This is a genomic window from Acidimicrobiia bacterium (assembly GCA_036271555.1).
Taxonomy (GTDB): Bacteria; Actinomycetota; Acidimicrobiia; order IMCC26256; family PALSA-610; genus DATBAK01.
The window spans coordinates 1-24,268 of the sequence record DATBAK010000033.1 but is presented as its reverse complement, the minus strand read 5'-3'; the positions used below and the strand labels follow the sequence as shown (position 1 = coordinate 24,268).

26 protein-coding genes are annotated in these 24,268 nt (G+C 71.1%); 12 read left to right on the top strand and 14 right to left on the bottom strand.

What is annotated here, in order from left to right; all coding sequences use genetic code 11:
- The 3 genes from VH914_09290 to VH914_09280 form a co-directional block, all read left to right on the top strand.
- Nucleotides 1-372 (top strand): HNH endonuclease signature motif containing protein (locus VH914_09290; GenBank protein HEX4491383.1); only part of this gene is annotated, 372 nt, incomplete at its 5' end.
- 58 nt (nucleotides 373-430) lie between these two features.
- Nucleotides 431-931, top strand: coding sequence for an RNA polymerase sigma factor (locus tag VH914_09285; protein ID HEX4491382.1), 501 nt, complete (start codon nucleotides 431-433; stop codon nucleotides 929-931).
- A 146-nt stretch (nucleotides 932-1,077) separates the two neighbouring features.
- Complete coding sequence (locus VH914_09280) at nucleotides 1,078-1,638, top strand: hypothetical protein (GenBank protein HEX4491381.1); 561 nt, start codon at nucleotides 1,078-1,080, stop codon at nucleotides 1,636-1,638.
- Here VH914_09280 and VH914_09275 read toward each other — a convergent pair whose 3' ends face one another.
- The 4 genes from VH914_09275 to VH914_09260 all read right to left on the bottom strand — a co-directional run bounded on the left by VH914_09275 (nucleotide 1,639) and on the right by VH914_09260 (nucleotide 6,477).
- Nucleotides 1,639-2,802 carry a thiolase domain-containing protein gene (locus VH914_09275; protein HEX4491380.1) on the bottom strand — a complete coding sequence of 388 codons (1,164 nt, stop codon included), beginning with the start codon at nucleotides 2,800-2,802 and terminating at the stop codon, nucleotides 1,639-1,641.
- Nucleotides 2,803-3,855 carry a thiolase domain-containing protein gene (locus tag VH914_09270; GenBank protein ID HEX4491379.1) on the bottom strand — a complete coding sequence of 351 codons (1,053 nt, stop codon included), beginning with the start codon at nucleotides 3,853-3,855 and terminating at the stop codon, nucleotides 2,803-2,805.
- Nucleotides 3,852-4,832 carry an OB-fold domain-containing protein gene (locus VH914_09265; GenBank protein HEX4491378.1) on the bottom strand — a complete coding sequence of 327 codons (981 nt, stop codon included), beginning with the start codon at nucleotides 4,830-4,832 and terminating at the stop codon, nucleotides 3,852-3,854. The genes VH914_09270 and VH914_09265 overlap by 4 nt, the downstream gene beginning before the upstream one ends.
- 97 nt (nucleotides 4,833-4,929) lie before the next feature.
- Nucleotides 4,930-6,477 carry an acyl-CoA synthetase gene (locus VH914_09260; protein HEX4491377.1) on the bottom strand — a complete coding sequence of 516 codons (1,548 nt, stop codon included), beginning with the start codon at nucleotides 6,475-6,477 and terminating at the stop codon, nucleotides 4,930-4,932.
- A gap of 83 nt (nucleotides 6,478-6,560) precedes the next feature.
- On the opposite strand from VH914_09260, the gene VH914_09255 reads away from it, so the two are divergent.
- Entirely contained in the window at nucleotides 6,561-7,373 is an 813-nt protein-coding gene (locus VH914_09255; protein HEX4491376.1) for a crotonase/enoyl-CoA hydratase family protein, read from the top strand.
- A gap of 94 nt (nucleotides 7,374-7,467) precedes the next feature.
- Nucleotides 7,468-8,130: a PaaI family thioesterase gene (locus tag VH914_09250; GenBank protein HEX4491375.1), complete on the top strand. Its 663-nt coding sequence runs from the start codon at nucleotides 7,468-7,470 to the stop codon at nucleotides 8,128-8,130.
- 3 nt (nucleotides 8,131-8,133) lie between these two features.
- Here the strand turns inward: VH914_09250 and VH914_09245 are convergent, their stop codons facing one another.
- Entirely contained in the window at nucleotides 8,134-9,207 is a 1,074-nt protein-coding gene (locus tag VH914_09245; protein HEX4491374.1) for a sialidase family protein, read from the bottom strand.
- A 204-nt stretch (nucleotides 9,208-9,411) separates the two neighbouring features.
- Here VH914_09245 and VH914_09240 point away from each other — a divergent pair, with 204 nt between their 5' ends.
- The 3 genes from VH914_09240 to VH914_09230 are packed head-to-tail and all read left to right on the top strand — an operon-like array spanning nucleotide 9,412 to nucleotide 12,629.
- Nucleotides 9,412-10,656, top strand: a complete 1,245-nt coding sequence (locus VH914_09240) for a hypothetical protein (GenBank protein ID HEX4491373.1) — start codon at nucleotides 9,412-9,414, stop codon at nucleotides 10,654-10,656.
- Between the two features lie 46 nt (nucleotides 10,657-10,702).
- A complete protein-coding gene (locus VH914_09235; GenBank protein ID HEX4491372.1) occupies nucleotides 10,703-11,959 on the top strand; it encodes an aminotransferase class V-fold PLP-dependent enzyme in 1,257 nt (418 codons plus the stop codon).
- Between the two features lie 43 nt (nucleotides 11,960-12,002).
- Nucleotides 12,003-12,629 carry a TetR family transcriptional regulator gene (locus VH914_09230; GenBank protein ID HEX4491371.1) on the top strand — a complete coding sequence of 209 codons (627 nt, stop codon included), beginning with the start codon at nucleotides 12,003-12,005 and terminating at the stop codon, nucleotides 12,627-12,629.
- A 10-nt stretch (nucleotides 12,630-12,639) separates the two neighbouring features.
- Here VH914_09230 and VH914_09225 read toward each other — a convergent pair whose 3' ends face one another.
- The 9 genes from VH914_09225 to VH914_09185 all read right to left on the bottom strand — a co-directional run bounded on the left by VH914_09225 (nucleotide 12,640) and on the right by VH914_09185 (nucleotide 19,559).
- Nucleotides 12,640-13,443: an LLM class flavin-dependent oxidoreductase gene (locus tag VH914_09225; protein HEX4491370.1), complete on the bottom strand. Its 804-nt coding sequence runs from the start codon at nucleotides 13,441-13,443 to the stop codon at nucleotides 12,640-12,642.
- A 10-nt stretch (nucleotides 13,444-13,453) separates the two neighbouring features.
- Nucleotides 13,454-14,404 (bottom strand): ROK family protein, encoded by a 951-nt coding sequence (locus VH914_09220; GenBank protein ID HEX4491369.1) that lies wholly within the window; start codon nucleotides 14,402-14,404, stop codon nucleotides 13,454-13,456.
- A gap of 13 nt (nucleotides 14,405-14,417) precedes the next feature.
- On the bottom strand, nucleotides 14,418-14,705 hold the full coding sequence (locus tag VH914_09215; GenBank protein HEX4491368.1) for a hypothetical protein: 288 nt from the start codon (nucleotides 14,703-14,705) through the stop codon (nucleotides 14,418-14,420).
- The gene (locus VH914_09210; protein HEX4491367.1) at nucleotides 14,702-15,868 is read right to left on the bottom strand and encodes an ArsA family ATPase; all 1,167 of its coding nucleotides are present in this window, start codon (nucleotides 15,866-15,868) and stop codon (nucleotides 14,702-14,704) included. Before VH914_09210 ends, VH914_09215 begins: the two co-directional genes overlap by 4 nt.
- Nucleotides 15,869-15,895: 27 nt before the next feature.
- Nucleotides 15,896-16,339 (bottom strand): SRPBCC family protein, encoded by a 444-nt coding sequence (locus VH914_09205; protein ID HEX4491366.1) that lies wholly within the window; start codon nucleotides 16,337-16,339, stop codon nucleotides 15,896-15,898.
- Nucleotides 16,320-16,790 carry a hypothetical protein gene (locus tag VH914_09200; protein ID HEX4491365.1) on the bottom strand — a complete coding sequence of 157 codons (471 nt, stop codon included), beginning with the start codon at nucleotides 16,788-16,790 and terminating at the stop codon, nucleotides 16,320-16,322. The genes VH914_09205 and VH914_09200 overlap by 20 nt, the downstream gene beginning before the upstream one ends.
- A gap of 10 nt (nucleotides 16,791-16,800) precedes the next feature.
- Nucleotides 16,801-17,943, bottom strand: coding sequence for a glycosyltransferase family 4 protein (locus tag VH914_09195; protein HEX4491364.1), 1,143 nt, complete (start codon nucleotides 17,941-17,943; stop codon nucleotides 16,801-16,803).
- Between the two features lie 162 nt (nucleotides 17,944-18,105).
- Nucleotides 18,106-19,323 (bottom strand): FAD-dependent oxidoreductase, encoded by a 1,218-nt coding sequence (locus tag VH914_09190; GenBank protein ID HEX4491363.1) that lies wholly within the window; start codon nucleotides 19,321-19,323, stop codon nucleotides 18,106-18,108.
- Between the two features lie 44 nt (nucleotides 19,324-19,367).
- Nucleotides 19,368-19,559 (bottom strand): ferredoxin, encoded by a 192-nt coding sequence (locus VH914_09185; GenBank protein ID HEX4491362.1) that lies wholly within the window; start codon nucleotides 19,557-19,559, stop codon nucleotides 19,368-19,370.
- A gap of 100 nt (nucleotides 19,560-19,659) precedes the next feature.
- On the opposite strand from VH914_09185, the gene VH914_09180 reads away from it, so the two are divergent.
- The 4 genes from VH914_09180 to VH914_09165 are packed head-to-tail and all read left to right on the top strand — an operon-like array spanning nucleotide 19,660 to nucleotide 24,245.
- Nucleotides 19,660-21,810 (top strand): acetate--CoA ligase family protein, encoded by a 2,151-nt coding sequence (locus tag VH914_09180; GenBank protein HEX4491361.1) that lies wholly within the window; start codon nucleotides 19,660-19,662, stop codon nucleotides 21,808-21,810.
- A complete protein-coding gene (locus tag VH914_09175) occupies nucleotides 21,807-22,640 on the top strand; it encodes an enoyl-CoA hydratase-related protein (protein ID HEX4491360.1) in 834 nt (277 codons plus the stop codon). Before VH914_09180 ends, VH914_09175 begins: the two co-directional genes overlap by 4 nt.
- Before the next feature lie 7 nt (nucleotides 22,641-22,647).
- On the top strand, nucleotides 22,648-23,805 hold the full coding sequence (locus tag VH914_09170) for a lipid-transfer protein (GenBank protein HEX4491359.1): 1,158 nt from the start codon (nucleotides 22,648-22,650) through the stop codon (nucleotides 23,803-23,805).
- Between the two features lie 5 nt (nucleotides 23,806-23,810).
- Nucleotides 23,811-24,245: an OB-fold domain-containing protein gene (locus VH914_09165; GenBank protein HEX4491358.1), complete on the top strand. Its 435-nt coding sequence runs from the start codon at nucleotides 23,811-23,813 to the stop codon at nucleotides 24,243-24,245.
- The last annotated feature ends 23 nt before the right edge of the window (nucleotides 24,246-24,268 follow it).

The following is a 24,268-nucleotide window of genomic DNA, read 5'->3' as shown; positions in this document are numbered from 1 at the left end:
GTCCTGCTCTGCGACGCGAACGTCGAGCGCATCATCATGGGTGCCGGCCGCCGGCCGCTCGACATCGGCCGGCTCGCGCACGACGTTCCGAAGCCGATGCGACGCGCCGTCGTGGCGCGCGACTGCCGCTGCCGGTTCCCGGGTTGCGGCCGGCGCGCGCGGTGGTGCGACGTGCACCACGTCCTCGCGTGGATCTTCGGCGGGCACACCAAGGTCGGCAACCTCGTCCTGCTCTGCCCGTACCATCACCACCTGATCCACCGGTGGGGCTGGCACACTACGTTCGACGGCGACACCTTCACGGTGACCCGCGACGACGGCGAGCTCGTCGGCAGCACCAGGAACGCGAGGCCGGCACGCGCCGGTCCCTAGAGGATCGCGTGCAACCTTTCGATCCGCCGGCGCGTCATTCCGGTGTGGGGAGCCCCGAGTGAGCGACCGTCGCTTCGACGACTTCTACGTCTTCGACTACCCGCGGTTGGTCGCGGCGGTCCGCCTCATCACCGGCAGTGTCGACGCCGCGCGCGACGCCGTCGACGAGGCCTGCGCCCGCGCGTGGGAACGGGTCGAGCGCGGTGACGACATCGAAGTGCTCGGCGCGTGGATTCGCGTCGTAGCGATCAACGTCGCGCGCGGCGGGATCCGGCGGCGCGCATCGGAGCGGCGCGCGGTCTATTGGTTGACGGCGACGGCCGAACGCAACGCGACCGAGCCGTACGGCGCGCGGGAGACCGCGATCGACATCCACCGGCTGCTCGCCGCGCTTCCACGCCGGCAACGCGAGGTCGTGGTGCTGCACTACCTGCTCGACCAGAGCGTGGCCGCGATCGCGACGGAGCTCCACATCGCGGAAGGCACCGTGAAGGCCGCGCTCAACCGCGCCCGCCACACGCTCGCCGACGCGCTCGAGACGCAGAGGGCACGCTCATGATCGATACCGACGACGTCGACCGCACACTCCGCGCCGCACTCTCTGCCGCGAGCGAAGACGAGCCGCCGCCCGGGGATCCCGGACCGCGTGTTGCGCAGCGTGTCACGCGCCGCCGGCACCGCCGAATCGCGACTCGGCTCGGGAGCGTGATCGTGGTCGCCGCGATCACGGCCGGCACGATCGGTGGTCTGTACTCCTCGACTCGGACGACCAATCCGGAATTCGACCCCCAGAGCGTTGCGACGCCGTCGGCCCTGCTCCGGCCGCAGACCCCTGCCGATCGTGCTCCGCGCGCAACGTTCGCCGATGACACCGGGATCGTCTGGTCGACCGTTCGGCTCCTGCAGTCACAAGCCCTCGCCCGGGTGTACGGCGGGCGGGACCGCGCCGGAGGCTTCTGCATGCTGGTGATGGTTGACGATCCCAACGGTGGGACCGACGCGTCGGCCGACTGCATCGCGCATGCGCCGGCGAGCGAGACGGAGGCCGCGGCGCAACGGTTCGAGCACCAAGGCAGCGCCCTCAGCAGTTACGGAGACGGCCGGGGCGCCGTCGCATTCTTCGTACCGGACGGCATCCAGAGCGTGAAGCTCGGCGCGGACCGCATCGCGGTCGAGCACAACAGCGTGCTCGTGGTTGCGAACCACTCGCTGGGCTCTGTGATGCACCTGAGGCGCATCGGTTCCACGCTCTACGCCACGAAGTGACTACGCGGGCTTCTTGTCTCCGACGATCCACATCGAGAAGAATTGCGAGCCGCCGCCGTACGCGTGACCCATCGCCCGTCCGGTCTTCATCTCGACCTGGTAGTCGCCCGCGCGCCGGCGCACCTGCTGCGCGGCCTCGCCGAAGCGGATCATCCCCGACGCGCCGATCGGGTTCGACGAGAGCACGCCGCCCGACGGGTTCCACGGGATGTCGCCGTCGGGCGCGGTCGCGCCGGCCTCGGTGAGCTTCCAACCGTCGCCGTCGGCGCAGAAACCGAGGTTCTCGAGCCACATCGGCTCGTACCAGGAGAACGGCACGTACACCTCGGCCATGTCGAGGTCCTTGCGCGGGTGGGTGATACCGGCCTGCTGATACAGGTCCGCCGCGCAGTCCTTGCCCGCCTGCGGGTTCACCTGATCGCGGCGGGCGAACATCGTCGGTTCGCTGCGCATCGCCATGCCGTGGATCCACGCGGGCGCGGCGGACGCGTCGCCGACCTTCTCGTCGCCGATCACCATCGCCATCGCGCCGTCGGACGACGGGCACGTGTCGAGGTAGCGGATCGGCTCCCACAGCATGAACGACTCCTCGACCATCTTGAGGTCGATGTCGGGGATGTGCAGGTGCGCCTTCGGGTTGCGCAGCGCGGCGCGCCGATCCTTCACCGACACGAGGTGGCCGATGTGGCTGGGCGCGCCCGACCGCGCGATGTAGGCACGGATCAACGGTGCAAAGAAACCGCCCGCGCCCGCGACCAGCGGTGCCTGGAAGGGCATCGCGACCGAGAGCCCCCACGTCGCGTTGCTCTCGCTCTGCTTCTCGTACGCGACGGTGAGTACGCGCCGGTGTACACCCGACGTGATGAGCTTCGACGCGACGATGGTCGTCGAGCCGCCGACACTGCCCGCGGTGTGCACGCGCATCATCGGCTTGCCGACCGCGCCGAGCGCGTCGGCGAGGTAGAGCTCGGGCATCGCGACGCCTTCGAACATGTCGGGCGCCTTGCCGATGACGACGGCGTCGATGTCCTTCCACGTCATGCCCGCGTCTTCGAGCGCCTCGACCGCGGCCTCGCGCAGGAGCCCCGCGATCGACACGTCCTTGCGGGCCGAGCGGTGCTGCGTCTGACCGACGCCGACGACGGCGGCGCGCTGCTCTCCCATTTACTCGCCCTCCAGGACGCACACGAGGTTCTGTTGCAGGCACGGTCCCGACGTCGCGTGCGCGACGCCGCGGTTCGCCGAGCCGGCCGAGATCCGTGACGCGACCTCGCCGATGCGCGACAGGCCTGCGGCCATGATCACGTTCGCGGCGAGCGCGCCGCCGGACGGGTTCACGTCGACATCGTCACCGAGCCCGAGCGCGTCGCGCAGGATCAGCTCTTCGTGCGAGAACTGCGCGTGCAGCTCGGCCACGTCGACCGAACCGGAACCCACTCCCGCGGCCGCGCCGGACGATCGCGTCGACTCCGACGAGGCGAGGTCGCGCACGCCGAGCCCGTGGGCCTCGATGCGGTGCTCGATGCCGCGAATCCACGCCGGCCGCTTGCACCAACGTCGCGCCACGTCGTCGGCCGCGATCACGACCGCGGTCGCGCCGTCGCTCACCGGGAACATGTCGCTGTCACGCAGCGGGTCGTAGGTGACCGGCTGCTTCAACAAGTCGTCCGCCGACGCGTCGCCGGCGCGAACCGCGTGCGGGTTCGACTTGCCGTTGCGCTGCGCGCGCGCCGCGACCTCGGCAAGGTCGCGCTCGTCGCGACCCGACTCCTCGAGGTAGGCGCGCGCCTGCAGCGCGGCCATGTCGGGCATCGTCGGCCACAGCGGCACCGTGTAATACGGGTCGGTCTGCAGCGTCATCACCTCGGACACGTCGCCGAGGCTGCCCTTCGAGAAGCCGTAGACGAGCGCGGAGTCGACCTCACCGGTCTGGATCGCGATCCACGCCTCGTACAGCGCCCACGCCGCGTCCATCTCGACGTGCGACTCGCGGATCGGCGGCCACGCGCCCACCGCATCGACGCCGGCGACGAACGCGAACGGCCCGCCGAACAGATAGTCGAGGCTGCCCGAGCAGACGAAGCCGATCTCCTTGCGGGGGATGCCCGCGCCCTCGATCGCCTCGCGCAACACCGGGACGATGATCTCGACCTCGTTGCGGTTCGTGTCCTTGGCGACTGCGGAAGCGGCGTAGCTGACCACCGCGACATCCCTCACAGGTACTCCTTGTACGTGTCGTACTCCGCGTCGGGCTCGCCCGACGGCTCCCAGTGCAGGATCGAGCGATAGTCGGGCTTGAGCTCCTCGGCCCACACCGCCTTCACGCGCAGCCCCATGCGCATCTCGTCGACCTCGAGGCCGCGGATGAGCCCGAAGAACATGTTGTTCGCGCCGTCGAGCACGATCTGCGCCGACACGTACGGCACCGGCGGCGCGAGATCCGACAGGCCGGGGATGTTCACGACGCAGTACGTCGTCACGGTGCCGCGGTCGGCCACGTCGACCTCGATGCTCGTCGGGTCGCCGGTCTTCGGGTCGGTGCCGCGCGACGCGGCGTACACCTCGTCGGAAGACGGCGCGCGCCCGCCCGCGATCTTCCCCTGACTCATCCCGACGAGGAAGCGCGTCAGCGCCTCGCCCGCGGTCACGTCGTACTCGAGCCGGATCGGCGAGATCATGCCGGTGACCGGACCCTCTTCCTCGTCCGAGACGTTCGTACGCGGCGGCGCGGTCTGCGCCTCTTCGCCGTCGCTCAACGGCACCCATGCCGCGATGTCGCGCACGCTGCCGACGCGCTCCGCGCTCCAGCGTGGCGCGACGCGCATGCCCGTGCTCATCATGTCCTTGCTGCCTGCGTCGACGACGTGCAGCCACGCGGTGTCGGCGCCGTCGGGGCGGATGAGCGCGAACGCGAACGGCTTGTCGAGCAGTTGCTTGCCGACGCGCGGCTTCTCGACCCAGGTCCACGTCTCGACGGTCCCGAGCGGGCCGACCTCGACGAAGTCGCCGACCGGGTCGCTCGTCACCGGGTCGTACTCCGTCGGCGGCACGAGCACGCGGCCGTCGGAGATCTTCACGCCCTCGATCTTCCCGTCGCGCAGCGACGTGAGGAACCGGCCGACGACAGGACCGACCGATCGCGTGTAGCCGCCGGGGTATTCGAGGACGTGATGGGAGACGAACGTCTCGGTCACCGGTACATGCCTCCAGCCAACGAGGAAGTTCTCATGGTCGCGTACGCATGCGCTTCTCGGTCATGTCGTGCATTCCGATCTGCTGCGTCCGCTCCATTCAGATCGCGCGCTCGCGGTTCTCCCAGTAGGGATCGCGCAGCTTGCGCTTGAGGAGCTTGCCGGTCGGCTCGCGCGGCAGCTCTTCGGAGAAGTCGATCGAGCGCGGCCACTTGAACTTGGCGAGCCGTCCCGCGAGGTGCTCCATGATCGACGCGCGCAACGCGTCGTCGGGCGCGACGCCGGCCGCGGGCTCGACGACGGCCTTGATCTGCTCGCCCATGTCGTCGTCGGGGATGCCGAACACCGCGACGTCGCCGACACCGGGGTGCGCGAGGATCTCGCCTTCGATCTCCGCGGGGTAGATGTTCACGCCGCCCGCGATGATCATGTCGCTCTTGCGGTCGCAGAGGAACAGGTAGCCCGCGTCGTTGAAGTACCCGACGTCGCCGACCGTGAAGTAGCCCTCGGCGTCGTGCGACTCGTCGGTCTTCGCCTTGTCGCCCTTGTACTCGAAGTCGCCCGAGCCCATGCGCATCCACACCGTGCCGGGCGTGCCGGTCTCGCAGACGTTGCCGTCGTCGTCGACGATCTTGATCTCGCTCGTCGGCCACGTGCGTCCGACGGTGCCGGGGTACTGCACCCACTCCTCGGGCGGCGCGACCGTGCCGCCGCCTTCCGTCGCCGCGTAGTACTCCCAGATCACCGGACCCCACCACGCGAGCATCTTCTGCTTCACGTCGACGGGACACGGAGCGGCCGCGTGGATCGCCCACTTCATCGCGCTCACGTCGTACTTCGCGCGCACGTCGTCGGGCAGTTGCAGCATGCGGTGGAACTGCGTCGGCACCATGTGCGTGTGCGTGCAGCCGTACGTCTCGATGAGACGCAGCGTCTCCTCGGGGTCCCACTTGTCCATGCAGACGACGGTGTGGCCCGCGTGCAGCGCGTTGCCCGCGAAGGTCGTGACCGCGGTGTGGTAGTTCGGCGACGTCGAGAGGTGCACGTTGCCTTCGCGCTGCGGGATGCCGAAGATCAGCAGGAAGAACGTGAAGAGCTCGGCCGACGTGTCGGGGTCGAGTTCCGGGAGCTTGCGGCGCACGCCCTTCGGCCGCCCGGTCGTGCCCGACGTGTAGTGCATCGCGACGCCGGTCTTGCGGTCCTCGGGTTGCGTCGTCGGTTGCTTGTCGACGACCTCGTCGAAGTCGCGGAAGCCGGGGACGTTGCCGTGCGCGAGGCGGGCGTCCGCGGGGATGCCGGCGTCGTCGGCCGCAGCCGACGCGAGCGCGGCGAAGCGCTCGTGGCTCACGAACGCCTTGGCGTCGCTGTCCTGCAGGATGTACGCGATCTCGGGCGGGCTCAGCCGGTAGTTGATCGGCACGTAGTACCAACCGGCCTGCAACGCCGCGAGGTAGATGTGCATCGGGTTCGAGCCGTTCGGCAGCACCGCGGCGACCGTGTCGCCGGGCTGCAAACCGACCTCGCGCAGCGCGTGGACGACCTGGTTCGCGCGCGCCAACACCGCGCCGGCCGCGTGCTCGGTGCCGTCCGGATCGACGATCGCGAGGTAGTCAGGATCGGCTTGCGCGAACTTCCAGAAACCCGACATCGATCCCCTCTGAGACGACGAGTCCGGCGGCGCGGTAGTAGAACACGTTCTCTCTTTGCATCGCAAACGGCCGGAGGCTCGCCATGCCCGTCCTCGAAGAGCTCACGACGAAGCACTGCACCGTCGAGCGCGACGGCGCGGTCGTCACGCTCACGATGAACCGTCCGGAGAAGAAGAACGCGCTGTCGGGCGACATGCTCGCCGGACTCGTGATGGGTTACGACTACATCGACTCGGAGCCGTCGGTGCGCTGCGCGATCCTCACCGGCGCGGGGGGCAACTTCTCGTCGGGCGCGGATCTCGTCGCGATGGGACAGCCGTCCGACGACGAGCGCGTGCAGAAGATCATGGCGCGCGGCGACAACCCGCACTGGAAGGGACTCCTGCGCGACTACCGCTTGTCGAAGCCGCTCATCGCGGCGGTCGAGGGCTACGCGGTCGCGGGCGGCACCGAGATCCTGCAGGGCACCGACATCCGCGTCGCGGGCGAGACCGCGATCTTCGGCGTGTGGGAGGCGAAGCGCGGGCTGTTCCCGCTCGGCGGTTCCGCGTGCCGGCTGCCACGGCAGATCCCGTACACGCTCGCGATGGACATCCTGCTCACGTGCCGTCCGATCACGGCGCTGGAAGCGCAGCAGATGGGCCTCATCGGCCGCGTCGCACCGGCGGGTCACGCGCTGGAAGTGGCGCGCGCGGTCGCGGATCAGGTCGCGGCGAACGCGCCGCTGTCGACGCAGGCGATCCTGCGCGCCTGGCGCGAGACCGAGCACATGAGCGACGCCGACGCGATGCAGCACCAGGACACGATCGGGTGGGAGGTCTTCGCGACGGAGGACGCGCAGGAAGGCCCGAAGGCGTTCGCGGAGAAGCGCTCCCCGAACTACGTCGGTCGATGAGCACCCAGGCGCAGACCGAAGGCGCGGTCAACCCCGGAGCGGACGAACACCGGCGGGATCGAGCGCCGGGCCGGCCGGCACAGGTCGAAGTCAAATGAGCGAAGCGGCGCCCGGCTACCCCGACTCCGAGTCGTTCGCGACACCTGAACGCGCGCGGCTCGCGGCGTCGCTGCGGCGCGCGATCGACGCGGTGATGACGGTCGAGGACGCCGACGGGCTGCAGCTGCTCGCGGCGGCCGACGCGATCGACCGCGCAACGGTGCTGCTCGCGGGTCCGCTGCGCGCGGTCGAGCCCGCGGGGACGCGCCGCTCGGGACGCGAGAAGTCGCACGACGACTACCTGCCCCGCTCCCCCATGGTCGGCGAGTCGAGCCCGCTCGCGCCGCCGCTCACGTGGGAGTGGCACGAGCCCAAGGTGATCGGGCGCGTGGTGTTCGGGGCCGCGTACGAGGGGCCGCCGGGCTTCGTGCACGGCGGCGTGGTCGCGCTCGCGTTCGACGAGATGCTCGGCATCGCCAACATCCAGTCCGGTCATCCGGGCATGACGGGCACGCTGAAGGTGAAGTACCGGCGCCCGACACCGCTCTACCGCGAGATCGAGCTCGAAGCGTGGGTCGAGCGCGTCGAGGGTCGCCGCATCCACACGAACGGCACGCTCTCGTGCGACGGCGTGCTCTGCGCGGAGTGCGAAGGCATCTTCGTACAGCCGCGTCCGGAGCTCGCGGCCGAGTACTTCGGCCGACCCTTCGGCGAGTAGCTCTCAACCGCGGGCGCGCCACGAAACGCCGCCGTCGACGCTCGCGTACAGGGTGACGGGTCGCGGACCGCTCCCGTCCGCGCTGATCGATTGAATCTCGACGTACAACCGTCGAGCGTCGGCTGCGGCCGCGGCGACGAAGTCGCTCTGAAGATCCGAAGCGTCGAACTTGGTCACGACGAAGTGGTCCGTTGGCGACGCGACGACCAGCCAGCTCTGGCCGAGCCCGCACGCGTAACAGCCCGCTGCGAAGACGAGCGTCCCGTCGTGCAGCATCACGACCGGATACCCACGCTCCTGACTCTCGGGGAAGCCCGGCGCGGTGATCGCAGGTGAGCCCGGCACGCGATCCTCGGTGAGCGGGCGCCAGTGCGCACCACCGTCGTCGCTCCGCAGGAACGCGCCGATGTGTTGCCCCGCGCCGGCGCCGAAGGATGCGAACGCGACGTGCGGGCCGCGGCACACCAGCTCGGGTCCGTCGCCGCGCACGGGAATGCGCGCCTGCTCCCGCCACGTCGATCCGTCGTCGTCGCTCCGATACACCGCGCTCGCCGTCGCCGCCCAGCCGACGCCGGGCGCGGCGAGGCACACGCTGCCGGCCACGGTGTCGTGAACCGGCGATCGCATCGGCCGCCAGGTGTCGCCGCCGTCGGCCGTGGTGACGAGATCACCGAACTCGGTCAGGCCCCACGCATGCACGCGATCGGCGAACGACACGCCCGCGAGCGATGCGGGAAGCCCGCGGCCGCGCGTCGCCGACCAGTGCGTGCCGTCGGCGGCGCGCTCGAGCGTGCCGATCAGATCGTCGCGGCCCGAGTACACGAGCGCGAACGCGTGCTGCGCGTCGATCGCGAGCACGCCGTTGAGCGACGTGCCGTTCCGCGGTATCGGTTGCTGCTTCACCCACGTGCGACCGCCGTCGGTCGTGCGCTCGATCGCGTCGTACTCGACGGGATCGATGCGCCATCCGGAGGACGCGTCGGCGAACGACAGCGCGCTCAGCCCCTGCACCAACGCGGGCTGCCGCGGTGCGACGGTCGTCGTGGTCGTGGCGGCGATCGTGGTGTTCGGGGTCACGCGCGGCCGAGGGGGTGCGGCCCCAGCGTGCCCGCGACACGCGCCCATCAGCGCGACCGCGACCACGCAGAGCGCCGCGACTGGGCCGGACCGGCAGGATCCCACGCTCTCCCGACACCGCGGCGGGCTCAGAGGTTGCTCGAACCGGCCGATGGAGACGGGTGAGGGACCGCTCCGGGGATGGGCGGTCCGGGAGCAGTGCCCGTGCGACCCTGTCCGAACTGCGAGTGCTTCGTGTCGGTGACGGCCAAGCGCTGTCCCCGCTGCGAAGCTGCGCTCGAACCCGTCGCAGCGGTCGCGCCCGCGCCTGCACATGCGCCCGAGCTCGCGCTCGTCGGCGCGAGCGCGAGCGTGAGCAGCGCGACGACCACGGACCCGATCGTGCGCAGCGTCGTCGCGCAGGTCGCGCTGCCGAAGCTGCCGCAGCCGTTCGCGACGGACCCGATGACGTTCGCGGTCTACCTCGGCGTTCCGGTGCCCGCGCCCGAGCCCGCACCGGTCGAGGTCGACGAGCCCGCGGCGCAACTGTCCCCCGCGACCCTCGCCGCGATCGCCGACGCCGCGGCCGAGATCGCCGCCGCCGCCGAGCCCACGGTGCACGACACCGACGCCGCGCTCGACCGCGTCATCGCGCGTGCCAACGAGATCGCCGAGCATGCGATCCAGCCCGCGCCCGCGGCCGAGCCCGATCCGGAACCTGCACCCGAACCCGAAACGCCGGCGGATCGCGAAGCGCCGGCGGATCGCGACGAACCCCCGGCACCTCCGCGCGTCCCACCCGTACCCGCACCCGCGGCCGCACCCGTCGCCGAGATCGTCGCGACCCCGCTCGCAGCGCCCGTCGTCATCGCGCGCCCCGAAACCGCACCCAAGCCGCGGCGACGCAAATGGTTCTCGCGCCGCGACGCGTTCACCCGCCGCTTCAGCCGCCGCGAGCGCGTGATGGCAAGAACGTGTGTCTGGCTCGTCGTCGTGCTCGCGTTCTCGGTCCGCGCGCTTCGTCTCCCCGTCGGCGCGCGACCGGAGCTCGGCGCGACGACGGTCGACACCGGCGGACAGATCGGCAGCGCGGAGACACCGGTCACGAGCCCCTTCGCCGACGCGATCCGCATCCAGACGAAGGCCGACCTGCGCGTCGTGGTCGCGACGGCCGGGCAGCTGCACGCCTTCTGGAAGACCTACGCGCCCGCGACGCCGGCCGTGCTCGGGCACGAGCTCCCGCAGTTCGCGTTCGTGCGCGGCGCGCAGGCGTCGGTACGGGTCGGCCAGATGTCGGTGGCGGCGACGAAGACGCGCATCGTGTTCGCCGAGTACGCGGGTCCGAAGGGCTGCGCGTACGGGCGCGTCGTCGCGAACCAGGACGCGCAGGTCGTGATCGGTTCGACGGCGGCCGCGTGCCGGGCGACGACGCCGCCGGCGAAGGGCTGGAGCGCACTCGGCGCCGGCTGACGGAGGGCGAGTGGCGCGTGCGTCGGGCACGCGTACGATTCCGCGGGTGAGCCTGCCTTCCCACGGCCGATCGTTCGACGACGTGCTCGCCGAGCTGCACGCGCGCAAGGAGCGCGACGCCCGTTGGCGCGACGGTCGCACGTTCGGCCTCGTCTACGACGGCGGCGAGGAGGTCGAGGCGGTCGGTGCCGCCGCGGCTGCGCTCTACCTGCACGACAACGCGCTCAACACGATCGCCTTCCCGAGCCTCGGCGCGATGCAATCCGAGGTCGTGCGCATCACCGCCGATCTGCTGCACGGCGACGAGCAGGTCGCGGGCTTCATGACCTCGGGTGGTACCGAGAGCATCCTCATGGCCGTGCTCGCGGCGCGAGAGCGGGGCGCGCAGGAGCGCGACATCGACGAACCCGAGATCGTCCTCGCGAACACCGCGCACGCGGCGTTCCACAAGGCCGCGCACGTCTTCGGTTTGCAAGTGCAGTCGGTGCCGGTGCGCGACGACTACTGCGCCGACGTCGACGCGATGCGCGCCGCGATCACGCGCAACACCGTGCTCGTCGTCGGCTCGGCACCGCAGTATCCGCAGGGGGTGATCGATCCGATCGCCGACCTCGCCGCGATCGCGAGCGACGCGGGCGCGAACTTCCACGTCGACGCGTGCATGGGCGGCTACGTGCTTCCGTTCATGGAACGACTCGGCTACGAGATTCCGCCGTGGGACTTCCGCGTCGACGGGGTGACGTCGATGTCGGCCGACCTCCACAAGCTCGGCTACACGCCCAAGGGCGCGTCGGTGATCCTGCACCGCACCAAGGAGCTGCGGCGCTACCAGACGTTCGCGTTCACCGACTGGCTCGGTGGCTTCTACGCGTCGCCGAACCTCGCAGGCACGCGGCCGGGCGCGCCGATGGCCGCCGCGTGGGCGGTGCTGCAGCGGCTCGGCGTCGACGGATATCTCGACCTCACGCGCCGCATGCTCGACGCGCGCGATCGCATGGTCGCGGCGGTGCGCGCGACCCCGGGTCTCACCGTGCTCGTCGAACCCGAGGCCCAGATCTTGGGCATCACCGCCGATGGCGCCGCGCAACCCGGAGTGGACGTCTTCGCGATCGGCGACGCGCTCGCGCGGCTCGGTGGCTGGTACCTCGACCGGCAGACGCCGCCGGACACGTTGCACGCGACCGTCTGTGCCGCGAACGCGCCCGCGATCGACGCGTTCGCGGCCGATCTCGCGACCGCGGTCGACGAGGTCGGTGCGGCGCGCACCGACGATCGGTCGACGAGCTACTCGACCCTCGAGTGACGTCAACCTGCAACCGGTTCTAGGTCGCGGGTACCCTGCCCCGATGGGGACGGGGGCCGTCGTGCCAGCGGCACCGAGCGCGCCGGCGAGCCGTCGAGGCACCGGCACGCGCGCCGCGGAGACCGCCGCCCGCCGCCGCCGGCTCGTCGAGTCCGCGGTCGCACTCGCGGGCGAGGGCGGATACGACGCCGTGCAGATGCGCGACGTCGCGGCGCGCGCCGAAGTCGCGTTGGGCACGCTGTACCGCCACTTCTCGTCGAAGGATCAGCTGTTGCTCGCGGCGATGGCCGCGCAGGCCGACACGTTGCGATGCCGCATCGAGCAGCGACCGCCGCGCGGCGACTCGCCCGCGGAGCGCGTGTCGGAAGGTCTGCGACGCGCGTGCACTGCGCTCGAACGCCAACCGCGCGTCACGTCGGCGATGGTGACCGCGATGTCGTCGACTGACGGCGACGCTGCGCCGCTCAAGCAGGCGGTGCAGGACTCGCTGCGCCGGATGATCGCGGGCGCGATCGGTGACGACTGCGTGACCGACCTCGACGCGATCGTCGACGTGCTCGGACACGTGTGGTTCGCGGCGCTCGCGTTCTGGGTCGGCGGGATGTCCGACACCGGCGTGATGGCCGACGACCTCGAACGCGCCGCGCACCTGCTCCTCGACGCGCGCTGAGTCGCGGTCGTCAGCGCAAGAGGGCCGCGACCCGCTCGCCGAGGATCGTCGCGTTCTCGGGATCGCCGGAGTCGACCGGTCCCGCGACGATCCACTCCGCGCCGGCGTCGACGTACGCACGGAACTGCTCGGCGACGCGCTCGGGACCGCCGACGATCGTGTCGGCCGACGGCTGCAACCGGTCCGCCTTGCGCGCGGCCGCGGCGTCGTCCTCGCCGACGACGACGAGCCCACCCCACGACACCGTGATCGGCCTCGCGGCTTGCGCGCGCACGCCCGTCGCCTGCCGCGCGAAGCGCTCGACCGGTCCGCCCCACCGGTTCCAGCCTTCCGAGCCCGCCGCGACCGTGCGCACCGCAGCCGACGTGCCGCCGACCCACACCGGATAGCCGCGTCCGCTCGTCGCGGTGATCGCGTCCGCGAGGGCGCGCACGCGATCCGCCATCGACCCGAACTCGAGGCCGAAGGTCTCGTTCTCGGCCGCGCTCTCGTGATCGCCCGCGCCGAGTCCCGCGATCAGCCGTCCGTTGCTCACGCGCTGCACGGTGTCGAGCGTGTGCGCGAGCGTGGCCGGCGGGTGGAGCGTCGCGCGCGCGACGAACGGACCGAGCGCGATGCGCGTCGTCTCGACCGCGAGCGCGCCGAGCAGCGTGAAGCCCTCGATCGCCGGCCGCCGCGCCTCACCGCGCGCGCGGAAGAGATGGTCGAACACGAACGCGGCGTCGAGTCCGGCGGCCTCGGCCGCGCGCGCGACCTCGATCGCGGGATCGGGCGACTCGCGAAACGACGGCAGCGTGATCGCGAGCTTCGCCATGTCGGCCCGCTCAGCCGTGCGCGTCGGCTGCGAGCGCCGCCGCGCCGATCGCGCCCGCACGCTCGCCGAGCGCCGTCGGGACGATCGGCACCTTCGGCCGGTGCTCGGGCGCCTCGATGTGCCGGAGGAACGCGGCGCGTACGGGCTCGAACAGCAGGTCGCCGAGCGTCACGAGGCCGCCGCCGATCACGATGATCTCGGGATCGAGGATGTTCGCGAGCCCCGACAAGCCGAGCGCGACGTTGTCGGCGTACTCGTCGAGCACGCCCAGGGCGTCGGCATCGCCGGCCGCCGCGGCCGCGCCGACGTGGTGTCCGTTCACGGCGTGATGGTCGCCGCCCGCGGCCGCGAGGATCGCGGCTCCGCCGCCGCCTTCGATGCGCTCGCGCGCGATGCGACCGAGCGCCGACCCGGACGCGAACGACTCCCAGTGCCCGCGCTCGCCGCACGCGCAGATCGGTCCGTCGCGATCGACCGTGAAGTGCCCGAGCTCGGCCGCGAACCCGTGCGCGCCCCGCACCACCTCCCCGCCGAGCACGATCGCGCCGCCGATCCCGGTGCCGAGCGTCACGAGCAGCGCGTCGCGCGTGCCCGCGGCCGCGCCGAAGCGCACCTCGCCCCAACCCGCGACGTTGGCATCGTTGTCGACGACGACCGGCAACTCCGTGCGCGCCGCGAGCACCTCGCGCACGGGCGCGTCGATGACACCGGGCAGGTTCGGGCCGTAGCGCAGCACGCCCCGCGCGTCGACGAGCCCCGCGATGCCGATGCCGACCGCGACGACTTCCGCAGTGGCGCGCGAGCGCAAGGTCGCGATCATCGTCGCCGCGGAGTCGACGATGTCGGCGAAACCCTCCGGGCTCTCCTCGCGATCTTCGGCGACCACCGTGCCGTCGGCGTTCGCGACGACTCCGAGCACCTTCGTGCCGCCGATGTCGAGACCGATCGTCTGCGCGGTCACGGAGCCGTGATGGTCAGTCGAGGTCGATGCGGCGCACGCGCGGCGCGCCGCCGGAGCTCGCCCGCGCCTCGCGCTGCCGCTCGACGGCCGCCTCGGCCGCGTCGATCGCGCTCCGCGCGACCTGCAGCAGCTCGTGCGCGGCCGCGAGCAGGTGCTCCATCATGTCGGGCGACGCGGCGTCCATCGACATGAACAACGACCCGACGGGGCACGCGTAGCACTCCTCGTGATAGCGCCGCTCGCTCGGCTCGCCGTCGTGGTCGTCGTCGGCAGGGTCCGCGGTCTGCGCCTGGCTGCTCATACCGTCGCGAACTCGACCTCGAGGCGGTCGCCGTCGAGTCGCGCGCCGACGACTTCGCGCCGCGCCAGCGCGTCGGGCAGCACGACCGCGCGCCGGTGCGGACCGACGGCGAGGAACAGCTCGTCGTCGTTGCGGCCGAGCTCGATGTCGCTCTTCACCGTGAAGGGCAGGTGCAACGAGAGCACGAACGAACCGTCGACCTCCGCGATCCGCAGCGGATCCGAAGCGCAGAGCACCGCCGCCGCGTCGGTATCGCCGTACACGCGCGCCGCGAGCTCACCGAGCCGCGCGACCCCGATGAGCTCCTCGGCTGCGAGCTCCGACGTGAGGATCGGCAACGGCGCGAACGCGTCCTCGATCGTCGTGAGGTGCTCCGACTGCACGCGCTTCCACTCGTCGAACCACGGATCCGCGACTCCCGCAGGCAACAGACGGTTCGCGATCACCGCGTCGACGTGGTAGCCGAAGAGGGAGAGATAGGTGAAGGTGCGTCGGGCCTCGGCGACGACCATCCGCTCGGGGTTCACGACGAGGCGCGCGGTCGTCACCGAGCCGTCGGTCAACAGCTCACGCACTCCGTCGAGCCGGTCGTAGAAGCGCCGCACCGCCGCGAACACCGAGTCGCGCGCGATCGGCAGGTTCGCGACCTTGCTCATCATCGGGCGCGCCAGCTTCGTGAGCCGGCGCTGCGAGTCGAACACGCGGTCCATGTACCAGGCGAGCACGTCGGGCAACGACAGCAGCCGGAGCGTCTCAGCGGTCGGCGCGCAGTCGACGACGATGACGTCGAACTCGCCCGACGCCGCGCGCTCACGCAGCTCCGCGAGCGCGAACACCTCGTCGAGACCCGGTACGACCGAGAGCTCCTCGGCCTCGAGCGCGCCCGCGCCGGCCCAATCGAGGACGTCGACGACGTACTCGCGCACGTCGGACCACGCGGCTTCGAAACGCGTGCGCGTGTCGAGCTCGCCGCCCCAGAGGTTCTCGCACACCTCGGTCGGCTGGTCACCGAGCGGGACCGCGAACGCGTCTGCCAACGAGTGCGCGGGATCCGTCGAGAGGATCAAGGTGCGCAGCCCCGACGCTGCGGTCGCGACCGCCGTGGCCGCGGCGACCGTCGTCTTGCCGACTCCACCCTTACCGGTGAAGAGGAGGATGCGCATGAAGCGGCGAGGCTAGTGCCTCCCTCTTCATTTCACTCTGTCGACCTGCGCCTTCAGCTCCTTCAGCGCGCTGCCCATGATGAGCGCGGCCGCGCGGCGCTTGATGAGACCCGGCAACGGCACCGCGATCTCGACGCTCAGGTCGTAGTGCACGCGGGTCGAGCCGTCGGACTCGGCCTCGAATCGGTACGTGCCGTCGAGCTGGCGCAGCATGTCGCCTTCCACGAAGTGCCACGAGAACGAATCCGGCGCGTCCGCGTAGTCGTAGGCGAGCACGTAGCGCACGCTGCGACCGAGCGCGGCGGCGCGGTACTCGACCTTCGTGCCGCGCCCTTCGTCGTCCGCTTCGATGATGACGGCGCTCTTCACGTCCTTCGCCCACTCGGGATACGACTCGAAGTCGATCGCGACGTCGAAGCAACGATCGGCGGGCGCATCGATGCGGATGCGCTCACTTGCGTGGTCGGCCATCGGACCTCCTCGGAGCGGACGTGGACGCGCGGTCGAAGCCTGCGCGCGGCGGGAACGTGCCGTGGCGCGCCGACCACATGCCGGCCAGACCCAGCGGGAGCATCGGCACGAGGATGCTCGTCGGGTTCGACTTCACCGTTGCGAGCCCGACGACGATCGCGACGCCGAGCGCCGCCATCAGATGCTTGCGCACGAGCGCAGGCGCGGCGCCGCTCGACAGGAAGAACAGGGTCGCGACCGAGATGTCGTCGCCGCGCGTGCTGCGCACCACCGCGAGCCCGAACGCGTAGAGCCAGATGCCGAGCGACACGACGAACAAGGCGAAGCACGCCCAGGGCGCGATTTGATCGAACGGCGGCACGCCGAAGGCGTCGAGCGCGGCGACCACGGTGAACAACGCGGTCGTGGCCCACGACCACACGATGATCCGCCCACCGGGCTCGGACACCACGACCCGAAGGCTAGCGAGGGCCGGTCCGGAGGCTCCCGAGGTCGCCGCGCGTCACCGGCAGCAGCCGCTGCGTGAGGACCTCGTACGACAACTCCGTGCGCGCCCGCTCGCGCGCAGCCGCACCGAAGCGGGCGCGGAGCGCGTCGTCGCCGAGGAGGCGCTCGAGCGCGGCCCGGACGCCGTCGACGTCCTGCGGCTCGACGACGAAGCCGGTCTCACCGTCGACCACCGCCTCGTGCGAGCCGCCGCTGCGCCCGGCGATCGACGGCACGCCGCACGCCGCGGCCTCGACGAACACGATCCCGAACCCCTCGGCCTCGAGCCCGCCCCAGCGGTCGCGGCAGAGCATCGCGAACACGTCGGCCGCCGCGTAGAGCGGCGCGATCTCGGCCGCCGGCAGCCGTTCGAGAAAACGCACGCGCGGGTGTACCTGGTGCGAGACCGCGAGATCCTTCAGCCGGTTCTCGTCGCGGCCCGCGCCCGCGATCGCGAGCTGCACCGAGTCGTCGAGCTGCGCGACCGCGCGGATCAACACGTCGAAGCCCTTGCGCGGCACGAGCCGGCTGAGCCCGAGAATCAGCGGCCGGTCGACGTCGATGCGGTACCGGGCGCGCACCTCGGCGCGCGCGGTCGCGTCGATCGGCTGGAACCGTTCGGGATCGACGCCGGGTGGGATCACGAGCGTCGGCAGCGCGCGGCCCGCGGTGCGCGCGCACGCGGCCGCCGCGTACTCCCCCGCCGCGACCACGCCGGCCGCGTGCCGCAGCACGCGCCGCCCGAGCGCGTGGCTGCCGGGAAGCCGACCGGGCAGCGTGATCTCGGCACCGTGCGCGATCACGACGTACGGCGCGGACCGAAGGCGCGGCCCGATGAGCCCGAGCGGCAGCATCGGGTCGAGGAAGATCACGTCGGCGCCGACCTCGCGCGCCAGCGCGTCGACGCGACGCGCGATCGCGCGCGTCGGCCACAGCACCTTGCTCGAAACGCGCTCGATGCGGAACGGAACGTCGCGGTCGAACCGCGCCGCGTCCGGGTGCGGCGTGGTGAGCACGGTCGTGTCGTCCGGTGGCAGTCGCCGCCACAGCTCCCAGAGGTACGACTGGATGCCGCCGACCTTGGGCGGGAAGTCGTTGGTGACGAGGAGCGAGGTCACGGCGCGGAGCAGGCGAACGGCCGCCGCCGTACGACCATCAAGCGCCGTGCCGAGCCGAGCGAGGACGCGACCATGTGACCGGAGCAGGCGAGCGGTCGCCGCCGCACGACGACCAAGCGCCGTGCCGAGCCGAGCGAGGATGCGACCATGTGAACGCGCGCCTCAGCCGTTCGCCGCGTGCTCGAGCGCCTCCGCGAGCGAGCGGCGGTCGCCGATCATGCGGCGGTACTGCATCACCGGTCGCGGCCGTCCGAAACCGAGCGCGCCGACGAGCCGGCCCGCGCGTCCGAACAGCGCGACGAAGCGCCGTTCCTCGAGTGAGCCGTGCGCGACGTGCACCTCGTCGTCGGCGTTGAAGCGGCCGACGCTCTGGATCTTCACGTCGTACTGATCGGACCACACGAACGGCACCGGCGCGAACGGCACCGCGTCCGCGTCCGACGCGAGCAACCGCTCTGCCGCGGCGACACCCTGCTCGGTCGCGTTCGTCCAGTGCTCGAGCCGCATCATCTCGCCGTCGAACAACGGGTTCGGCCAGCGCGCCGCGTCGCCGGCCACGACGACACCGGGCGCGGCGAGGCACGTCTCGTCGCACACCACACCGTTGTCGAGCGTGAGTCCGCTCGACGCCAGCCAGTCGGTCGCGGGCACCACGCCGATGCCGACGACGAGCAGGTCCGCGTCGATCCTCGTGCCGTCGGCGAGCCGCACGCGCTCGACGCGCCCCGCGCCCTCGATCGCCTCGACCGACACGCCGAGTCGCAGGTCGACACCGTGATCCCGATGGAGATCGGCGCACACCCCGCCGATCACCGGTCCCAAACCGCGCACCATCGGCTGCGGGAGCGCCTCGAGGACCGTGACGTCGAGCCCGCGCCCACGGCACGTCGCCGCGACCTCGGCACCGATGAAACCGGCGCCGATGACGACGACCCGCGGTCGACCCTCCAGTCGCGCGCGGATCGCGACCGCGTCGTCGAGGCTGCGCAGCACGAACGCACCGTCGAGCGCGGAGTCGCCGTCGGGAAACGCGTTCGCAGGCAGTCGCCGGGGCTCGGATCCGGTCGCGACGACGAGCCCGTCGAAGTCGACGCGCGTCCCGTCGTCGAGGTCGAGGTGGCGATCAGAGAGGTCGAGCCCGATCGCGCGGCGCCCGAGCCGCCAGTCGAGCGCGAGGTCGTCGACGCCTTGCTTGCGCAGCACGACGTCGTCGACCTCCCACTTCCCCGCGAGCAGCTCCTTCGATAGGGGCGGCCGGTCGTAGGGCAGATGCGGTTCCGCGCCGATCGCGGTGATGCGACCGTCGAAGCCGGCGCGCCGCAACGCCTCCGCCGCGCGCAATCCCGCGAGCGACATGCCGACGATCGCGACCGACCGCACGCGCGCCGCCTCCACCGTGTCCGTCGACTCCGACTCGCTCCGGCTCAGCCCTCGAGCGTGATCGCCTGTTGCGGGCAGATGCGCACCGCTTCCTCGACCTTCGCCCGCAAATCCTCGGGCGGCGCTTCCTGCAGCACGTACAAGAAGTTGTCGTCCCGCACCTCGAAGACCTCCGGCGCCGCGCCCATGCACAGCGCGTTGCTCTTGCACTTGTCGAAGTCGACGACGACCCGCATCGGCTGCCTCCTGGTCGGCCGCCGACACTACCCGCGGCCTTGGCCCCCAACCTGACGCACGCGTCATACTGACGGGCCGTCGTCACCCGGAGCGCGCCCGATGTCCAGCCCGAACCGACCCGCCCGCGACGTCTCCGGGCGTCCGCTCGCGTTGCGCGACGTCGACCTCGACGTGTTCCTGCATCCGAAGTCGGTCGCGGTCGTCGGTGCGTCCGACGCGTCGCGCAAGCCGAACACGTTGATGACCGCGCGCATCAAGGCGTTCGCCGACGCGAACGGCGCGCGCTTCCACCCGGTCACACCGTCGTATCCGGAAGTGCAAGGCGTGCCGACCGTCGCGTCGATCACCGAAGTACCCGGCGAGGTCGATCTCGCGGTGTTGCTGACGGGCGCCGAACGCGTCGTCGACAACTTCGAGGAAGCGGTGGCGAAGAAGGCCAAGTTCGCGGTCATCTTCTCCGCGGGCTTCTCCGAGATCGGACCCGCGGGTGAGGCGCTCGAAGCGCGGCTCGCCGATGCCGCGCACAACGGCGACACGCGGCTGCTCGGCCCGAACACGAACCTCAACGCCTTCTCCGACTTCCGCGCCGATCTCGCCGGTCCCGCGATCGCGCTCGTCACCCAGAGCGGCCACCAGGGCCGGCCGATCTTCCAGGGCCAGGAGCTCGGCATCCGCCTCTCGCACTGGGCGCCGACCGGCAACGAGGTCGACCTCGAGTTCGCCGACTGGGCCCGTTACTTCGCCGACCAACCCGACGTCGGCGTGATCGCCGCGTACATCGAGGGTTTCAAGGACGGCCGGTCGCTCATGCTCGCGGCCGACCACGCGGCGAAGCTGAAGAAGCCGCTCGTGATCGTGAAGGTCGGCAAGACCGAAGCCGGCGCGTCGATGGCGCAGTCGCACACCGGCCACCTCACCGGCTCCGACGCGGTCACGTCGGCGGTGTTCCGCCAGTTCGGTGTGACGCGTGTCGACGGGCTCGACGAGCTGCTCGACGTGTCCGCCGCGTTCGCGCGCACGAAGCCACCGAAGGGCGACGGCGTCTGCGTCTACGCGATCTCCGGCGGCACCGGCGCGCACATGGCCGACATGGCCGCGGCCGCGGGGCTGCGCATGCCGGAGCTCACGAAGAAGACGCAAGCCGCGCTGCACACCGGGCTCATCCCGTCGTACCTGCGCGTGTCGAATCCGGTCGACTGCGGCGGCCCGCCGGTGATGACGTCGGCGGGTCGCAAGATCATCGACGCGATCCTCGCCGACAAGAACGTCGACATCCTGATCGTGCCGATCACGGGCGCGCTCGAGACGATGAGCGCGCCGATGGTGCGCGATCTCGTCGCCGCGTCGGACACGACCGACAAGCCGATCTTCGTCGTGTGGGGCTCGCCGGTCGGTACGGAGCCCGCGTACGTCGACGGGCTGTTGCAGAGCCGCCTGCCGGTGTTCCGCACGTTCGCGAACTGCGTGCGCGCCGTGCGCGCCTATCTCGACTACTGGGACTTCGTCGCGCACTACGACTCTCCGTTCGACGACGCGCCCGCGAAGCCGCTGCCCGCGGCGAAGAAGGCGCGCGCGGTGCTCGCCGGCGCGGCGCCCGGCGAAGCGCTCTCCGAGCACGCGAGCAAGCAGGTGCTGCGCGCCTACGGCATCAAGACCACGAACGACGTGCTGTGCGCGTCGGCGGCCGCCGCGGTGAAGGCCGCGAAGGAGATCGGATTCCCGGTCGTGATGAAGGTCTCGTCGCCGGACATCCTGCACAAGAGCGACGCGGGCGTGGTGAAGGTCGGGGTCGGTTCGCCGAAGGAAGTACGCGCCGCATACGACGACCTGCTCGCGAAGGCGAAGAAGGCGAACCGGAAGGCGCGCGTCGAAGGTGTGATCGTCGCCGAGATGGTGAGCGGCGGCGTCGAGACGCTCGTCGGTGTGTCGCAGGATCCGCTGTTCGGTCCGGTCGTCACCGTCGGCCTCGGCGGCATCTTCGTCGAGGTGCTCGGCGACGTGAGCTTCCGCGTGCCACCGTTCCATCGCGACGAGGCGCAACGCATGGTCGACGAGCTCGCCGGTGCCGCGGTCCTGCGCGGCGTGCGCGGCGCGAAGCCGGTCGACGAAGGCGCGCTCGTCGACACGATCATGAAGGTGCAGCGACTCGCGCTCGATCTCGCCGACGACGTCGCCGAGATCGACGTGAATCCGCTCGTCGTCCGTCCGCGCGGCGCCGTCGCGCTCGATGCACTGGTGGTGCGCAAGTGAGTGACTCCCCTCCCGACGTCGAGAAGGAGCTCGTCGCGAAGCTCGAAGACGGCGTGCTCTGGTTGACGATCAACCGCGCCGACGCGGGGAACGCGATCCCGTACTACGTGCGCGACCGGTTGATCGAGCACTTCGTCGACGCCCACGCGAACCTCGCGGTGCGCTGCGTCGTGATCACCGCCGCCGGGGAGCGGCACTTCTGCACCGGCGCCGACCTGCGCACGCGGCCGCCCGCGCCGACCAAGCTCGAGGGCCAGCCCGACATGGTCGCGGGCAGCGCGGTGCACATCATGCGCACGGGCTTCCAGCGGTTGATGGAGTCGATCCAGGATTGTCAGAAGCCGGTGATCTGCGCGCTCAACGGCACCGCCGCCGGCGGCGGCGTGATGCTCGCGCTGGCCTCCGACCTCGTCGTCGCGGCCGACACCGCACGCATCATCCACGTGTTCGTGCGGCGCGGCCTCATCCCCGACGGCGGCGTCGCGTACCTGCTCCCGCGGCTCGTCGGCCTACACAAGGCCAAGGAGCTCGCGTTCTTCGGCGACGACCTCAACATGGAGGACGCGGAGAAGCTCGGCATCGTGAACAAGGTGGTTCCGCCCGCCGAGCTCCAGGCGACCGCGCTCGAGTGGGCGACGCGGCTCGCGCACGGACCGACGAAGGCGATCGGCTGGACGAAGCAACTGCTGAACGAGACGCTCGACGTCGACCGGCGCACGCTGCTCGTCACCGAGGCGATGATCGTCGAGATGAACGCGCACACGCTCGACGGCAAGGAAGGCGTCGCGTCGTTCATGGAGCGTCGCCCGCCCGACTTCAAGGGTTGGTAGTCGCACGATGACGATCAAGGGCCAGACCGCGGTCGTCGGCATCGGCCAGACCGCGTACGGCAAGGGCCTGCCCGACACCGAGCTGTCGCTCGCGTGCCAGGCGATCTCGGCCGCGCTCGACGACGCGGGCATCGCACCATCGGAGGTCGACGGCCTCGCCTCGTACACGATGGAGCTGAACCGCGAGGTCGACGTCGCGCGCAACGTCGGGCTCGGCGACATCACGTTCTTCACCCAGGTCGGCTACGGCGGCGGCGCGGGTTGCGGCACCGTCGGTCAAGCCGCGATGGCGATCGTCACCGGTCAGTGCAACGTCGCGGTCGCCTGGCGCGCGCGCAAGCGGTCGCAGGCCGGCAGCCGCCCGTGGGCGCAGGTCGCGGCGCGCCTCTCCGACAGCAACCAGTGGAGCCGGCCGTGGGGCATGCTCCGACCGGTCGACGAGATCGCGATGCTCACCCGTCGTTACATGCACGAGTACGGCGCGACGCGCGACCACCTCGCGAACGTCGCGATCGCCTTCCGCAAGCACGCGGCGCGCAACCCGATCTCGACGATGGGTCACAAGCCCATGACGCGCGAGTCGTACATGAACGAGCCGTGGATCTCCGAGCCATTGTGCCGTCCCGACAACTGTCTCGAGACCGACGGCGCGCTCGCGGTCGTGATCGTGTCGGCCGAGCGGGCGCGTGATCTGAAGCAGAAGCCCGCGTACATCCACTCGTTCGCGCAAGGGCTGCCGCCGCAGCACCAGACGATGACGAACTTCTTCTGCGACGACCCACTGCGCGGTCCCGCGTGGACGGCGGCGCACCGGTTGTGGGGCAACGCCGACCTCGGCCCGGAAGACGTGAAGGTCGCGCAACTCTACGACGCGTTCAGCCCGCTCATCCCGCTCTCACTCGAGGGCTACGGCTTCTGCGCGCGCGGCGAAGGCGGTCCCTTCACCGACGACGGCGCGCTCGAGTGGCCCAACGGGCGGCTGCCCACGAACACGTCGGGTGGCGGCATGTCGGAGGCGTACGTGCACGGTTTCAACCTTTTGCTCGAAGGCGTGCGCCAGATCCGCGGTACGTCGACGAGCCAGGTCGAGGGTGTCGACGTCTCGCTCGTCACCAGCGGCGAGGGCGTGCCCACGAGCGCCGTCCTCTTCACGGATCGGCCGTAAACACAGTGGAATCCGGCTTCCTCCTTCCCGATACCGAAGAGCCGACCGCGGCCGAGTTCTGGGCCGGTTGCGCGCGCGGCGAGCTGCTCGTGCAGGCGTGCGCGTCGTGCGGCGCGCGCCGCATGCCACCGCGGCCGATGTGCCCGGTGTGTCGGTCGACCGCCGTGCGCTGGGAACCGACGTCGGGTCGCGGCACCGTGTGGTCGTTCATCGTTCCGCATCCGCCGCTGTTGCCGGCGTACTCGAAGGTCGCGCCGTACAACGTCATCGTCGTCGCGCTCGACGAAGACCCGACGATCCGGTTCGTCGGCAACCTCCTCGCGACACCCGAAGGCGCGATCAACGAGATCGATCCGAACACGATTCGCATCGGCGAACCGGTTCGCGTCGTGTTCCAGCCCGTCGACGACGTCTCGTTGCCGCGCTGGGTTCGCGCCTGACAACACGCGCGCGTCGCGCAAGT